A 15452-nucleotide genomic window follows, 5' to 3' on the forward strand; every position below is an offset into this window, starting at 1 on the left:
AGAAACTCTAGTTATTTGATTTACATAAAATAGATACGTAGGAGACGCCCCCATGAATGGTATCGAAATCTCAGCCTTAGGCACGTTACTGGGCCTTGGGCTGACTATTTTTTTCATTATAAAAAAAGTAAGTCCCGCTTATGCGATGATGATAGGAGCTTTATTTGCAGGCATAGCAGGAGGAATAACAATTGAAGACACTGTACTGGTAATGATAGACGGTGCAGGTGGTATGACTGGTGTAGTGTTAAGAGTACTGGCAGCCGGAGTGTTGGCAGGGGTGCTGATAGAATCGGGAGCTGCTCGGACAATAGCTGAGCAAATTTTTAACCGATTAGGGGTATCCAAAGCCTTGCTCGCTATTGCTGGGGCCATGATGGTTCTGACAGGTGTTGGTGTGTTTATAGGGGTTGCTGTCTTAACTGTGGCTCCGATAGCATTATCCATTGCCCATAAAGCCAACCTTTCGAAAATGGCTGTACTTCTTGCTATCACATGCGGAGGAAAGGCCGGAAACATTATATCTCCCAACCCTAACACGATTGCAGTAGCTGATGCATTTCAGCTTCCTCTGACGACAGTGATGTTTGCCGGGATTGTGCCCGCTTTAGGAGGGATATGGATAACCTATATTATCGCCAGGCATCTTCAGCATAAAGGGGAGAAGGTAGACAAGAAGGAAACAGAAAAAGTGAGTACCTCTGAGCTCCCTTCACTGACAGCTTCTTTGTCAGGGCCTGCAGCAGCTATTGGTCTTCTTCTCCTTCAGCCCTTATTCGGTATTGCCATAGACCCTTTGGTTGCTTTGCCTGCTGGGGGAGCAATTGGAGCATTTATGATGAAAAAAGGAAAAGACCTGAATCATTTTGCTCATGAAGGACTCAAAAGAATGAGCGGGGTTGCCATCCTTTTGATTGGCACAGGGACGCTGGCAGGTATTATCGCTCACTCTGAACTGATAGAGATAATTATTACCGGAATTGATCAATTAGGGATGCCTGCATATATGCTTGCACCCGTAGCGGGGATGAGCATGTCTGTCGCAACAGGCTCTACTTCGGCAGCGGCAGCTGTAGCCGGAAATGTGTTTGCTCCATCAATACTGGAGCTGGGAGTGCATCCTTTGGCAGGGGCAGCTATGCTTCATGCCGGAGCCGGGATGTTTGATAATATGCCACAAGGCACGCTTTTTCATATTTCCAGAGCTGCAGTGGATATGTCATTAAAAGAAAGATTTCAGCTGCTTCCGTATGAATTTTTAGTCGGGGGAGTGATTACGTTGATATCAACATTATTGTTTGGGGTGATGGGGCACATCTTTTTAACGTAATGTAATATGTAGAGACTGACAGATGAGTTTTGTTCTTTATCTCTTCGCTTACGTTTAGGGAACACTCTACAATCTCATTCACTAGTGGGTAGACATTTGGTAAATCAATCTATGGCAAAATTAGTTCATCAAAAAAAGACAAGCGATAAGCTTGTCTTTTTTATTGAGAAGGGTGACTATACGGTAGTGGATCGAAGCCCCCATATTTCAGCTGCATATTCAGAGATGGTCCGGTCACTGGAAAACTTGCCCGAGTGAGCAATATTGGTAATGCTCATCTGCATCCATTTACTTCGGTTACGGTATGTCTGATCTACAAGTTCCTGTGCTTCCTCATAGCTGTCAAAGTCCTTCAAAACAAAGTACTCGTCATTATTTGAAAGGATGTTATAGTAAATATCTTTAAATTCCATTTCATCGGAACCAAAAAATCCATTGACCAATTGATCCATGACTGTACGAATTCGGTCATCCGTGTTGTAAATATCTCTTGCAACATATCCACCGTGATTGTAATAATGAAGAACTTCATCCGCACTGAGGCCGAAAATAAAGCTGTTCTCTTTTCCAACCATATCTTTAATTTCAATGTTTGCCCCATCAAGAGTCCCTAGAGTCAGGGCCCCGTTCATCATTAATTTCATGTTGCCCGTGCCGGATGCTTCTTTGCTTGCTGTAGAAATCTGTTCACTTACATCAGCTGCCGGAATGATCTTTTCAGCCAGGCTTACACTGTAATTCTCCATAAAGACGACCTTGATTTTATTTTTAATCAATGGATCACTATTGATCATGTCCGCCACAGAAATAATGAGTTTGATTACCTGCTTAGCGAAGTGATACCCGGGAGCAGCTTTTGCCCCGAAAATAAATGTCCGGGGTGTAATATCAAGAGACGGGTTTTCTCGTAAAGTATTATAAAGATAAATAATATGGAAGATATTTAAAAGCTGTCGTTTGTACCCATGAAGTCGTTTAATATGAACATCAAAAATGGAATGGTCATCAACTATGATTCCTGTTTGATCTCTAATGATCTTGGCAAATTGTTGTTTGTTGTATCGTTTTACGCTATCAATCTTCTCTTGAAAGGATTTATCATCTACGTAGCGAAGAAGCCCAATCAGGTTTTTTGGGTGCTCAATCCATTTATCACCGATTGCTTCACTTATGGCAGCTGAAAGCTCTGGGTTGGCATGAAGCAGCCAGCGTCTATGAGTGATCCCGTTTGTTTTGTTGTTAAATTTTTGCGGATAGAGAGAATAGAACATTTTCATCTCTTTTTTCTTTAAAATATCTGTATGAATCTTAGCAACACCATTGACGCTGAAGCTTCCTACGATGGCTAGATGAGCCATTCTTATCGTATCGTAAGCGATAATGGCAAGTTCAGGTATTTGGTCCCGGAGTTCAGGGTGATCAAACCATAGGCCTTTGCAGAAACGTTCATTGATTTCATCTATAATCATAAAAATACGAGGGAGAAGATCTCTTACCATTTCAGTCGGCCATGTTTCCAGTGCTTCACTCAAGGTTGTATGGTTGGTATAGGCAACTGTTTTCCTCGTTATTTCCCATGCTTCCTCCCAGCTTAACCCTTCTTCATCCAGCAAAATCCTCATGAGTTCCGGAACGACCAAGCTCGGGTGAGTATCGTTTATTTGTATCTTTATTTTTTCTGGCAAAGAGGAGAGGGGCAGGCCAAGCTTCTTTTTATATGAACGGAGGATACTTTTTAAGCCGGCGGCCACCAGGAAATATTGCTGCTTTAAGCGCAATACTTTGCCTTCAAAATGAGAGTCGTCAGGGTATAGAAATTCGGATATTTGTTCGATTGACCTTTTGTATTCAAGGTAGTTATAGTAGTCAGCCCTATCGCTTCCAAAAAAATTAAAGTCATCCGATGAAGACTCTGCGCTCCACAGCCGGAGTGTATTTACGGTTTTGTTCTGATACCCTACAATGGGAACGTCATAGGGGACGGCCAGTACAGTTTCATAATCTTTATGACGGAATGTTAATTTGCCATCATTGTCATTCATCTCAACGGTTCCGCCAAAACGAACTTCTACCGCTTGCTCACCACGTCTGGTCTCCCAGGCGTAATCTTCTTTCAGCCAGTAATCAGGCAGTTCTACCTGGTGACCGTTAACAAAACGCTGGCGAAACAATCCATACTTATAACGTATGCCGCAGCCGTGGCCCGGCAGCTCAAGGGAAGCAAGGGAATCCAGGAAGCAAGCGGCTAATCGGCCAAGTCCGCCATTTCCTAACCCAGCATCATGTTCTTGAGAGTATATTTCTTCAGGGACAAAATCTAATTCCTGCAACGCTTCATTACAAACGTCAAGGAGACCTAGGTTAAGAAGATTATTCTCAATTAAACGTCCAAGTAAAAACTCCATAGAAAAATAGTAAACTTGTCGTTCTTGCTGTTTTTTATATGTTTGAGTGGTGCGTGTCCAATTTTTACTGACCTGTTCTTTTACAAGAGTACTTAAAGCCACATAGATATCACGTTCTGTTGCTTGGTCAAAAGGAATTCCTAATGTCGTTTCGAGTCTGTCAACAATGGCTTCTTTCATGCTTTCAGCCGTCATAATCATTGGAAGGCTCCACTCCTTTTTTTCTATTTCTTTATTGGCTGGGAACGAGTGATGAATAGAGATAAATATATTGATGGGCTGAATCTTTCCAGTCATATTGACTGTGATAAACGTTTGTAAGCAGGGTTTGTCGTTTTTCAGGAACAGCATAAACTGTTAAAGCATACTTAATTGTATTAAACATGTCATGGGCATTATAGTTGCGGAAGGTGAAACCATTTCCCTCTCCGGTGTACTCATTGAATGAAGCAACAGTATCTTTTAAACCTCCTATCTCCCGGACAATAGGGATCGTTTCATATTGCAGTGCAATAAGCTGTCCTAAACCGCATGGTTCAAAGAGAGACGGCATAAGAAAGAAATCAGAACCTGCATAAATCTGATGAGCTAACCCTTCATCAAAGTAAAGATTAGCAGAAATTTTGTCAGGATAGAGATAAGCTGCATGGGAAAAACCATCCTCAAGCTCCTTCTCGCCAGTGCCAAGCACTACAATCTGAACGTCCTGTTCCATTAATTCGGGCATCATATGAAGAACGAGAGGAAGACCTTTTTGTTCCACCAGGCGCGAAACAATGCCTATGACAGGTATATCCTTGTTTACTGGAAGGTCCAGCTTTCGTTGAAGAGCCTCTTTATTGGTCTGTTTAGCGTCTGGATCCTGCTTATAGGGAGCTTCCAAATAGGGATCTGACTCAGGATTATAAGCTTCACCGTCTATTCCGTTAATGATTCCTTCTACATCCTCTTGCCGGTCGCGAAGGATAGAGTCCAGCCCTTCACCGAAGTAAGGGTACTGGATTTCTTTGGCATATGAGGGACTGACTGTAGTAATTTTGTCTGCGTGGAAGAGAGCGGCTTTCATACAATTGAGCATCCCGTTCCATTCAAAACCAAAGAGGTGTTCTCCAGGAAGATTTAACATGTCCTGAAACATATCAATCCCCATGACTCCCTGGTATTTCAAGTTATGTATCGTAAAAACTGTTTTTATCCCCGGTACGGGCTGAAGGATATTAAACAGGGCGATAGCAAGGCCTGCCTGCCAGTCATGACCATGGACAATATCAGGAGTAAAGTCAGTAAGGGACAGACATTCTATGACAGCTCTGCTGAAATAAACGAACCTCTCGCCATCGTCGTAATAGCCATAATATCCGTTTCTGCCAAAATAGTATCCGTTGTAGATAAAATAGTAGGTGATGCTGTCATGAGTTAATTTATAAAGAGTGGCTTTTTGATTTCTCCAGCCGACGGGAACGGTAGTAGATCCTACTTTCTCCATTCGTTCCTTCCATTCATCTGCTATATCCTCATATAAAGGAAGAATCACCCGCACGTCTGCACGGTGATTCTTTTTTAGTTCTTGAGGAAGGGAGCCGATGACATCTGCAAGTCCCCCGGTTTTGGCGAAAGGGGTACATTCTGAAGCGACAAATAAAACATTCATTGTAAGGGAACTCCTTTCTGGTGTTTAAGATAGACTTATAATGTTTTGCTTTTGGCAACCACAAAAGGCTGCTCTGAGCCGCCAATTAATGTTCGTTCCGTTGAAACCGCGGCGTCCTTATCTAAAATGACATTTTCTAAGTGTACTCCTTCTTTTACCTTGCATTTCTGCATGATGATAGAATTTTTGACCTTTGCCCCTTTTTCAACTCTGACGCCCCGGAACAAAATGCTGTTTTCCACTTCTCCATCGATTTTGCAGCCATTGGCGATCAATGAATTGCTGATAGAGGAAGAGGGCGAGTACTCAGCGGGTGGTTCGTCTTTTACTTTTGTGTATATTAATTGATCCCCGTAAAAAAGGTTTTGATAGACCTCTGGGTTTAAGAGTTTCATATTATGCTTATAAAAACTTTCAACAGAATTAATGATTGCTGCATATCCATCGAACACGTAAGACTGGACATGGAGACGGTCTAAGTTCCGTTTAATTCCGTCAAGGAAGAAGCTGCTTTTTTCATAGGCAATACATTCATCGACCAGACTCAAAAGCAAGCGTTTCCCAATAATATACATGCCAGAAAAGACATGAGAATTATTTTGGTCATGAGTAATATCCGTAACCCAGCCCTGTTCATCTGTTTCGAGCTTCAAGCAGGGGGAATGTTCAGGTTCTTTTTGTTCAAATTGCTTGCTGATCAGCGTGACATCAGCTTCTGTTTCTAAATGGTGCCTGAATGCCTTTTGAACATCCACGTTGCCAATGAACTGGCTTCCGCTGATTAATACATACTGGGCATGTCCTCCCCGGTAAAGAAAGTCTCTGTTATTGTGGAAATGCTGAAGATCTCCTCTGGAAATATCAGTGGGATCATTCCAGTCTGGGGGAAGAATAAATAGCCCGCCCCTTTTTCGGTCTAAATCCCACTCTGCACCTGTGCCTAAATGATCCATAAGAGAACGGTATTTATACCGGGTGAACAAAGCCACATCATGGATTTGGCTATTAATCATATTGGAGAGAACAAAGTCGATGAGCCTGTACCGGCCGCCGAAAGGAACAGCGGCCCCGCACCTGAAATAAGTTAACTCCTGCAAAAAATCGTGTTCATGATCTAAATTTATAATGCCCATCATGCGTTCCATCTGCGAGCCTCCTAGCGAATGTCAATGTATGAATGTTTAATATCCAATCATTACTTATTTACTGACGGCAAAATCTTCAAGCATCGTGTCTTTATCTATAACTCTTAACTCTTCATTTGGACCTGACTGAATCGTACAGTTATCAGGAATAATTGTTCCCTCTTTAATAATGGCCTTTTCAATTTTTACATTCCGGCCTATTTTTACGTTTGGCATAATAACAGAGTGCTCAATAGTTGAGTTTTGGCCAGCTTCTACGCCGTGGAATAAGATGGAGTGGTGAACTTTTCCGTATATTTGACACCCTTCATTTACTAGGCTGCTCGTAACCTGCGCACCAGGACCGACGTAGTGAGGGGGCTGATTGTGATTGACTGAATAAATCCGCCAGTTGTAGTCCGTTAACTGAAGAGATGGACTTTCTTTAAGTAAGTCCATATTGGCTTCCCAGTAGCTGTTAATAGTTCCAACGTCTTTCCAATAACCCTTGAACGGGAAGGCAAAGAGTCGCTTTTGATCTCTCAGCATCGCCGGAATAATGTCTTTTCCAAAGTCATGGCTGGAAACCTCGCTTTTTGCATCGTCCAATAAATATTGTTTCAGGACACTCCAGGTAAAGATATAAATTCCCATAGAAGCAAGATTATTTTTAGGCACAGCAGGTTTTTCCTGGAATTCAGTTACTGAGTAATCGCTCGCCGTGTTCATAATCCCAAAGCGGGAAGCTTCTTCCCATGGCACCTCTATCACGGAAATAGAAGTATCAGCATTCTTTTCCTTGTGAAAATCAAGCATGGCTGCATAGTTCATCTTGTAAATATGGTCTCCTGAGATAACCAGAATGTATTGAGGGTTAAATTGCTCGATAAACTGGATATTTTGATAAATCGCATCAGCTGTTCCCTTATACCATTCCCCTGCTTCACCTTTTCCGGTAAAAGGAGGAAGTACAGAAACTCCGCCATGCTTTCTATCCATATCCCATGGTCTCCCGATGCCCAAATGCTTGTTTAATTCCAAAGGTTCATATTGGGTGAGGACTCCGACTGTATCAATGTTAGAATTTGTGCAATTACTTAATGTGAAATCTATAATGCGGTATTTCCCGCCAAAATAAACGGCTGGTTTTGCCGTATCTTTTGTAAGAAGTCCTAATCTTTTTCCTTCTCCTCCTGCTAAGAGCATTCCGACACATTCTTTTTTCATTGTTCTTCCTCCCTTGCTTGTTCCCCCTCGGGAAGGCGCCTGTATACAGTGATGGCTAGAGGAGGTATTTTCAACGATATATATTGATCTTGGCCGTTCCAATGTTCAGGAACAGTAAAGTGGGGGGCTGAGCTCGTTTGCCCGGAACCTCCGAAAGCTTCAGAGTCAGAGTTGAATATTTCCTTATAGGTGCCTGGTTTAGGTACTCCTACGCGGTAGTCATACCGCACCACAGGTGTAAAGTTACATACAATTAGAAGTTCATCTTCAGGATCAAATCCTTTTCTTACAAAGGAAATAATGCTTTGCTCGTAATCATTAGCGTTAATCCAAAAAAATCCTTCACCTTCGTGGTCTTTTTCAAACAATGCATTTTCTTCAAGGTAAAAGTGATTCAGCTCTTTTACATAACGATGGATTTTATTGTGCAGAGGATAGTCTAAAAGGTTCCAATCCAGGTCATCTAAATCTTTCCATTCATCATATTGGCCCAGTTCGCCTCCCATAAAGAGTAGTTTTTTTCCAGGGTGGGTCATCATATAGCCGTAAAGCAATCTGAGCTGAGCAAACTGCTGCCATTGGTCACCTGGCATTTTATTAAGAAGGGAACGTTTCCCATGGACCACTTCATCATGAGATAAAGGTAAAATATAATTCTCTGAAAAGGCATACATTAAAGAGAAAGTAATGAGTGAGTGATTCCACTTTCGATGGACGGGATCCATCTCCATGTATTCAAGCATGTCATTCATCCAGCCCATGTTCCATTTGAAATTAAAGCCAAGCCCGCCAACATGAGTAGGGGAGCTGACAAGAGGCCAGGAAGTACTTTCTTCAGCCATCATTAATGCATGAGGATGGTATTTAAAAACCGTTTCATTCAGCTTGCGTAAAAAAGCAATGGCTTCAAGGTTCTCTTCTCCACCGTACGTGTTATAAATCTTTTCTTCTCCATCATGCTTATCAAAATTTAAATAGAGCATGTTAGCTACTGCGTCCACTCTCAATCCGTCGATGTGGAACTCCTTCATCCAGAAAACAGCGTTGGATATAAGAAAACTCTGGATTTCAGGCTTACCAAAATCAAAGGTTAATGTCCCCCACGAAAGCTTTTCAGCCTTCCTTGAATCTTCATATTCAAATACGGGACCGCCATCAAAGAGACGAAGACCGTGACTATCTTTACAAAAATGGCCAGGTACCCAGTCCATAATGACACCAATTTGATGCTTATGGCACGTATCAACAAAGTAACGGAAGTCATCAGGAGAGCCAAATCTGCTTGTGACAGAGAAATACCCTGTAATCTGATAACCCCATGAGCGATCATATGGATGTTCTGATAAAGGAAGAAGTTCGATATGGGTGAACCCCATGTCCTTCACATATGGGACAAGAGTTTCAGCAAGCTCCCGGTAGGAATAAAGAGTTCCATCATCTTTGCGTTTCCACGTACCCAGATGCACTTCATAGACTAGAAGAGGGGAGTCATAAGGCGCTTGCTTCTCTCTTTCTGAAAACCACTCCTGATCACTCCATTTATAGGTGGATGGAGCTGGTGCTACTGAGGCAGTGGCAGGCCGAACTTCGGAAGTGAAAGCATAAGGGTCTGCTTTTAATAATGTTTCGTCATAAGATGTGGTGATTTTGTACTTGTAGGATGTACCAGCTTCAATGGAAGTGAAAAAGCCAGCCCATACTCCCTGGTCATTAATCCGGTGAAGGGGATAATCATCCCCGTTCCAATAGTTAAATTCTCCCACCACACTGACCTGCTTTGCATGAGGAGCCCAGACAACAAAGCGGTACCCAGATTCTCCGTTAAGTACCAAGTGGTGGCAGCCAAATGTCTCGTAGCTTTGAAAAAAAGTTCCTTGGTGAAATAAATACAAATCGTGTTCAGAAATCCCTAAATTATCCATTGCAATCCCCCTGGTGAAATGAAAAAGTTACTGGCTGTCAACTACAGAGCCGTTTTGAGTTAGTATAAGTTTCTCTTTCACAGAGAAATAAACCTTCTAACTGCTTAGAAAACTTTGCGAAGTTTTTTGACAAATTTTTTCTGCAAAACGCGTAAAATATTTATATGCAGGGTACATGATTATATGATTCTTAAAAACACTGCATTCTCACTACATGCACCTGAAATAATAGGTAGATAATAAAGTGCAAACAAAAAGCGTAGCGTTTAACTATATTATTTATTACATCGGCCTAGAACATTTGTCGGACGTGGAAAACAGGCAAAACAACCTGAGACTCAACAAGGAAAGTGGCTTAGTCATTCCATTCCCCGTCCAATCAGCAGAAAAAAGATTATTTTTGTTGAAAAGTATGTTGTTTTGTCGCATTTTTTAACAGAAAATAACTATTACATGATTTAGTTAAGAAAGGTCTTGTTATCATCAAGGAAATCCTGCTGTTTTAGCAAAGGGTTTGATATTATCAGTGGTTCTCGTTATAATAGAACTAAGTTAATAAAATGGTCGGAGTTACAGAGAGACCACAATACCCTGCTACGCAACAGCAGGTGTATTGTGGTCTTTTTTTATTCCTAATTCTGACAATAGAAAAAGGAGAGGTACCTATGAAACAATCACGGTTTTCTGCCATATCTAGAACAGAGCGGTTAGAAGAAATGTCAGGTAAGGAGCTAGACTTGCTTGTCATCGGCGGTGGGATTACTGGTGCAGGCATAGCCCTTGATACAGCTGCAAGAGGAATAGATGTAGGTTTGATTGAAATGCAGGATTTTGCTGAAGGAACGTCAAGTCGATCTACCAAACTAGTACACGGAGGGCTTCGCTACTTAAAACAATTTGAAGTGAAGCTTGTGGCTGAGGTAGGAAAAGAAAGAGCGATTGTCTATGAAAATGCTCCCCATGTTACAACACCTGAATGGATGCTGCTTCCTATCATTGAAAACGGCACCTTTGGTAAATTCTCAACATCTCTTGGTTTAAAAGTTTATGATACTCTTGCACGAGTAAAAAAGAGTGAAAAGCGTTACATGTTAAATAAAGAGGAAACGTTAAAAAAAGAACCGTTATTATTAAAGGATAAAGTAAAAGGCGGCGGAGTTTACGTGGAATATCGCACTGATGATGCCCGCTTAACATTAGAAACGATAAAGAAGGCCAATGATTTAGGTGCCAACCCTGTGAACCATGCGAAAGCAGAGTCATTTATTTATAAAGGAAATAAAGTGGTGGGAGTAAATGTTAGAGACCTGGTTAACGATAAAACCTATGAAATCTATGCAAAGCATATTGTAAGCGCGGCAGGTCCCTGGGTCGATGAGTTAAGGGAAAAAGATGGATCAAAAAAGGGGAAACAGCTTCATTTAACAAAAGGTGTTCATCTGGTGTTTGACCGGGAAAGGTTCCCGCTTCAGCAAGCTGTTTACTTTGATACGCCTGACGGAAGAATGGTCTTTGCCATCCCCCGGGACAAAAAGGCGTATGTAGGCACGACTGACACGGTATATAAAGGAGATATTGCTAGTCCAAGAATGACCGAAGAAGACCGGGACTATCTTCTTCAGGCAGCAAATGAGATGTTTCCTGAAGTGAACCTGTCACCAGAAGACGTGGAATCAAGCTGGGCCGGCCTCCGTCCCCTTATTTATGAAGAAGGTAAGAATGCTTCTGAAATCTCCCGAAAAGATGAGGTGTTTATCTCTGAGTCTGGATTAATATCCATTGCAGGGGGAAAGTTGACAGGGTATCGGAAGATGGCAGAACGTATTGCTGATATTGTTACCGAAAAGCTTAACATTCACGCCCCGTGCCCGACTGAACATATAAAACTATCAGGCGGGGATGTAGGGGGAAGCGCAGGGTTTGATCATTTTATTGAAGAAAATCAAGCTAAGGGACTATCACTTGGATTATCCCACGAAGAGGCAAGGGAGATCGTACGGTTTTATGGATCAAACGCTCTCCGTCTTTTTGAATTACTGGAAGAACAAGGGGAGATTGCAAAGGAGTATGGACTGCCTCTTCACTTAGCTGGTAAACTTCTGTATGCTCTTCAGGATGAAATGGCAGTGACTCCACTTGACTTCTTTAATCGCAGAACAGCTTATTTATATTTTGGAATGGAACAGGTAACTGCCTATAAGGAGAACGTCACTGCTTATATGAAAGATCACTTGCGTTGGACAGAGGAGCAAGAAAGATTATTTACTAGAGTACTAGAGGAAGAAATAAAGTGGGCTCAGGTACCTTTAGGAAAGGAATCCGGTCCTGAAGCAAAAAAAGTGGTGGGATAAGACAAAAAGGAACAGGCTGCCTGTTCCTTTTTTGTGAGAAAAAATTGCTTTTTTCCCTGTAATTTGAGAGAACTCACCCCAGTACATGTTGGGGAAAAGAGAAATTTGACGAACGAGATCTATATATGTTGGAGGAAAAAAGAAGGAAAAAGAAAACTTTTCTATAAAAATAATAATGTACATGATACTCTAAAAATGGAAGAGAAAGTAAGCTTTACTACTGGAAAGAAACGAGGAGGAAAGGTATGGTTTGGAAGAAACATTATGAACGCTGGAGTTCATTTGAAGGCTTAGATCAAGATTTAAAGGACCTGCTGAAAGAAATAACGAAAGACGAAAAAGCGACGGAGGATTGCTTTTATAAATATCTGGAATTCGGTACAGGGGGGATGCGAGGAGAAATTGGACCTGGTACTAACCGTATGAATAAGTACACGATCCGCAGAGCAGCCGAAGGGCTGGCAAGATACATTGAAGAAGCAGGAAAAGAAGCAAAAGAGCGCGGGGTAGTGATCGCTTTTGATTCCCGCCACCGCTCACCCGAGTTTGCGTTGGAAACAGCATTAACCCTTGGTGCTCATAATATTAAATCTTACATATTCGAAGAGTTAAGGCCTACTCCTGAACTTTCCTATGCAGTAAGACATCTCCGTGCGTTTGGAGGAGTAGTGATTACGGCGAGCCATAACCCGCCAGAATACAATGGTTTTAAAGTATATGGCGAGGATGGGGGCCAGTTCCCTCCAGGGCCGGCAGAGGACTTAATTACAAAAGTAGAGGAAGTAGAAGATGAGTTGCAAATACCAGCTTCAACCCAGGAAGAATTAAAAGCAAACGGTCTTCTGACAGTAATTGGAGAAGAAATCGATGAGGCTTACAATAAAGAGCTTCAAACCATTGTAGTAAATCCGGATTTAACAAAAAAAGAGGGTAAAGACGTTACCATTGTGTTTACTCCGCTCCATGGCACGGCGAATCTCCCGGTTGTACGGGCCCTTGACACGAGTGGTTTTACAGATGTGCACATTGTTAAAGAACAGGAGCTTCCAGATCCTGAATTCTCTACTGTAAAGAGTCCTAATCCTGAGGAAGAAGCAGCTTTTGAGCTGGCTATCGAAGAAGGAGAGAAGGCAGGGGCAGATGTCCTTATTGCTACAGATCCCGATGCAGACAGGGTGGGAGTGGCTGTCCGGAACAATGACGGGAAGTATCAAGTGTTAACGGGTAACCAAACTGGAGCTCTTATGTTGGAATATCTTTTATCTCAGAAAAAAGCAAACGGAGTTCTTCCGGCAAACGGGGTCGTGTTAAAAACGATCGTAACGTCGGAAGTCGGACGCGCTGTAGCAGACGCTTACGGACTGACAACCATTGACACTCTTACCGGCTTTAAGTTTATTGGGGAGAAGATTAAACAATATGAAGAGTCAGGAGAATATTCATTCCAATTTGGGTACGAAGAATCCTATGGATATTTAGTCGGGTCATTCGTTCGTGATAAAGATGCAGTCCAAGCTGCCTTGTTAGCCGCAGAGATTACTTTATGGTACAAGAAGCAAGGGTTAACGTTATACGAAGGATTAATGAACTTATTCAGCCGTTATGGATACTATCTGGAAGGTCTTGAATCTCTTACTCTCAAGGGGAAAGAGGGAGTCGAAAAGATCGAGGAAATCATTAAAGACTTTCGCAAGTCTCCTCCTCGGACAGCTGGGGGAAAGCAGGTTGTCACAGTTGAGGATTACAAAACAAGCGAAAGAAGCTGGTTGGAGGGCAGCCAGCGTGAAGTGATTGAACTGCCTGTTTCTAATGTTTTAAAATATTTCAGAGAAGATGGCTCCTGGTTTTGTGTGCGGCCTTCAGGAACCGAACCAAAGGTTAAATTTTATTTTGGGGTTCGTGAGGAAAGCATGGAAGAAGCCGAGCGGGAGCTTGCCTTGCTGAAAGCCGATGTGATGGGAAAAGTAAATCAACTGGTTTAATAATGGAATAATAGAGGAAGAAGCATAGCCTGCATCTGCGGACCTATGCTTCTTTTTTACATAAGGCTTTGTTTACCTTTCTTGGCTACAGGATATATCCCGCATTAATATTTAACTTCAAAACTGTTTTCGTGATCTATTTCATTTGCTTCATTAATATCAAGATGATCTACTTTGGAAAAGGAATTACCTTCAGCCAGGGAATCAATAAACTCCTCCATATTTTTATTTTCACCTTCAGCTTTTAGTTCAACGGTTCCATCGGAATTATTTTTCACCCACCCAAAGACATTTTTCTTGTTCGCTTCTTGTCTTGTGAAATCTCTAAATCCGACTCCTTGCACTTTTCCATGGACAATAATATGTTTTTTCAACTATCCCACCTCCTGAAAATCTCATACCTTTTTAAAATGGAGACGAAACCACGGGTCTTCTTCAGGATTATTGATGGTCTCTGAAACCACATGAGACTGCCCCTCTTCATCAGTGGCCAGCCAGCTCCCGTACTTGTCCTGATAGGCAGGATAAATATAACCTTCTTTAAATAATAACCTGGGAGGGTAAATTTCGACGAAATCATACCCCAGGTGTTTACATACGTTTTTTTGGCATTTCACAAGCTCCATATTTATCACCTTTTGATGTTATTTTATCTATACCTTTCCCAATGATGTAGGAATTAATAGAGGGATAGACATTTTGGCAGGAACCTGTCTATACGTTTTAAGAGGAGACGCATAGAGTGGTAACAGAACGATGAAAGGAGGGAGAACTATGAGCATTCACAGAAAGCATAGGGATGACAGAGTTGACGATCAGGTACAGGCAGTCAGTACTGGCAGAAACAAACTGGACAACGAAAATTTTATTAAAGATAAAAACTATAACGTGGCAGAAGCAGTGATTAAAAACAGTGGAAACTCTTATGTAAATGTTCATGTCGATGCTGAATCCTTTGCTAAAGGCCGTGCTAAGTCTTTTGCAGATGCAGACGCTAAGCAGGCACAAGAAACAGGATTTCAGGATGGGAGAAGAAAAAGATAATAAATGATGACGGGAGGTAATTACAAGGTGATTGCTTCCCTTGCCTTTACATTCGAATAAGGAGGACGTTGAAATGGAGAAAAAGCCTTTCCCAGTTCAGCATGTTTCCAGTGTAGACCGAAGTGGGAACTCAGATGTCGACGTAACAGTAAATATTGATACATCTTCTCTGGCATATGCCTACGCATGTCTTCTTTTTGCGGAAGGAAGACTTACTAGAAAGCAACTGGATACCATGGTAGAAGAAATGGATAGAATCTATCAAAAAAAGGAGCATAAGCAAAAGTTCTTACCCTCTACACAAGAATATGGAAAACAAAAAGATGCCTGGTGGTTTGTATAACAGGAATGAGAAAGCTCCCAAGCTCTGCTATCTGCCTGCCAAACGTAACCGGTCAGCAGTAAGCAAAGGTTGG

The 15452-nt window shown here is 41.9% G+C and carries 12 protein-coding genes; 5 read left to right on the forward strand and 7 right to left on the reverse strand.

The annotated features are described in order from the left end of the window. The first annotated feature begins 52 nt into the window (after positions 1 to 52). Positions 53 to 1330 carry a GntP family permease gene (locus CEF17_RS02095; protein WP_100398076.1) on the forward strand — a complete coding sequence of 426 codons (1278 nt, stop codon included), beginning with the start codon at positions 53 to 55 and terminating at the stop codon, positions 1328 to 1330. A gap of 176 nt (positions 1331 to 1506) precedes the next feature. On the opposite strand, the gene CEF17_RS02100 is transcribed toward CEF17_RS02095, so the two are convergent. From CEF17_RS02100 to glgB, 5 genes are read right to left on the reverse strand one after another with little or no spacing between them, the layout of a single operon-like run. Beyond that, positions 1507 to 3936: a glycogen/starch/alpha-glucan phosphorylase gene (locus CEF17_RS02100; RefSeq protein WP_100398077.1), complete on the reverse strand. Its 2430-nt coding sequence runs from the start codon at positions 3934 to 3936 to the stop codon at positions 1507 to 1509. A 31-nt stretch (positions 3937 to 3967) separates the two neighbouring features. Further along, positions 3968 to 5386 carry a glycogen synthase GlgA gene (glgA, locus tag CEF17_RS02105; RefSeq protein ID WP_100398078.1) on the reverse strand — a complete coding sequence of 473 codons (1419 nt, stop codon included), beginning with the start codon at positions 5384 to 5386 and terminating at the stop codon, positions 3968 to 3970. Positions 5387 to 5421: 35 nt separating this feature from the next. After that, the gene (gene glgD, locus CEF17_RS02110) at positions 5422 to 6531 is read right to left on the reverse strand and encodes a glucose-1-phosphate adenylyltransferase subunit GlgD (protein ID WP_100398079.1); all 1110 of its coding nucleotides are present in this window, start codon (positions 6529 to 6531) and stop codon (positions 5422 to 5424) included. 54 nt (positions 6532 to 6585) lie between these two features. Continuing rightward, a complete protein-coding gene (locus tag CEF17_RS02115; RefSeq protein ID WP_100398080.1) occupies positions 6586 to 7737 on the reverse strand; it encodes a glucose-1-phosphate adenylyltransferase in 1152 nt (383 codons plus the stop codon). Further along, entirely contained in the window at positions 7734 to 9659 is a 1926-nt protein-coding gene (gene glgB, locus CEF17_RS02120; RefSeq protein WP_100398081.1) for a 1,4-alpha-glucan branching protein GlgB, read from the reverse strand. Before glgB ends, CEF17_RS02115 begins: the two co-directional genes overlap by 4 nt. A 665-nt stretch (positions 9660 to 10324) precedes the next feature. Between glgB and CEF17_RS02125 the strand changes: the two genes are divergently transcribed. Further along, positions 10325 to 12010, forward strand: coding sequence for a glycerol-3-phosphate dehydrogenase/oxidase (locus CEF17_RS02125; protein ID WP_100398082.1), 1686 nt, complete (start codon positions 10325 to 10327; stop codon positions 12008 to 12010). Between the two features lie 245 nt (positions 12011 to 12255). Next, positions 12256 to 13992: a phospho-sugar mutase gene (locus CEF17_RS02130; protein WP_100398083.1), complete on the forward strand. Its 1737-nt coding sequence runs from the start codon at positions 12256 to 12258 to the stop codon at positions 13990 to 13992. 104 nt (positions 13993 to 14096) lie between these two features. On the opposite strand, the gene CEF17_RS02135 is transcribed toward CEF17_RS02130, so the two are convergent. Both CEF17_RS02135 and CEF17_RS02140 read right to left on the reverse strand, forming a co-directional pair. Beyond that, on the reverse strand, positions 14097 to 14366 hold the full coding sequence (locus CEF17_RS02135) for an acylphosphatase (RefSeq protein ID WP_100398084.1): 270 nt from the start codon (positions 14364 to 14366) through the stop codon (positions 14097 to 14099). 21 nt (positions 14367 to 14387) lie between these two features. Continuing rightward, on the reverse strand, positions 14388 to 14618 hold the full coding sequence (locus CEF17_RS02140; RefSeq protein WP_100398085.1) for a hypothetical protein: 231 nt from the start codon (positions 14616 to 14618) through the stop codon (positions 14388 to 14390). Between the two features lie 148 nt (positions 14619 to 14766). Between CEF17_RS02140 and CEF17_RS02145 the strand changes: the two genes are divergently transcribed. Together CEF17_RS02145 and CEF17_RS02150 are read left to right on the forward strand one after the other, a co-directional pair. Beyond that, positions 14767 to 15036: a hypothetical protein gene (locus CEF17_RS02145; protein ID WP_054636689.1), complete on the forward strand. Its 270-nt coding sequence runs from the start codon at positions 14767 to 14769 to the stop codon at positions 15034 to 15036. A 73-nt stretch (positions 15037 to 15109) separates the two neighbouring features. Continuing rightward, positions 15110 to 15379: a hypothetical protein gene (locus tag CEF17_RS02150; protein WP_100398086.1), complete on the forward strand. Its 270-nt coding sequence runs from the start codon at positions 15110 to 15112 to the stop codon at positions 15377 to 15379. Positions 15380 to 15452 lie beyond the last annotated feature (73 nt).

Origin of the sequence: Bacillus sp. FJAT-44742 (genome assembly GCF_002797315.1) — a bacterium.
Classification (GTDB): Bacteria; Bacillota; Bacilli; order Bacillales; family Marinococcaceae; genus Thalassorhabdus; species Thalassorhabdus alkalitolerans.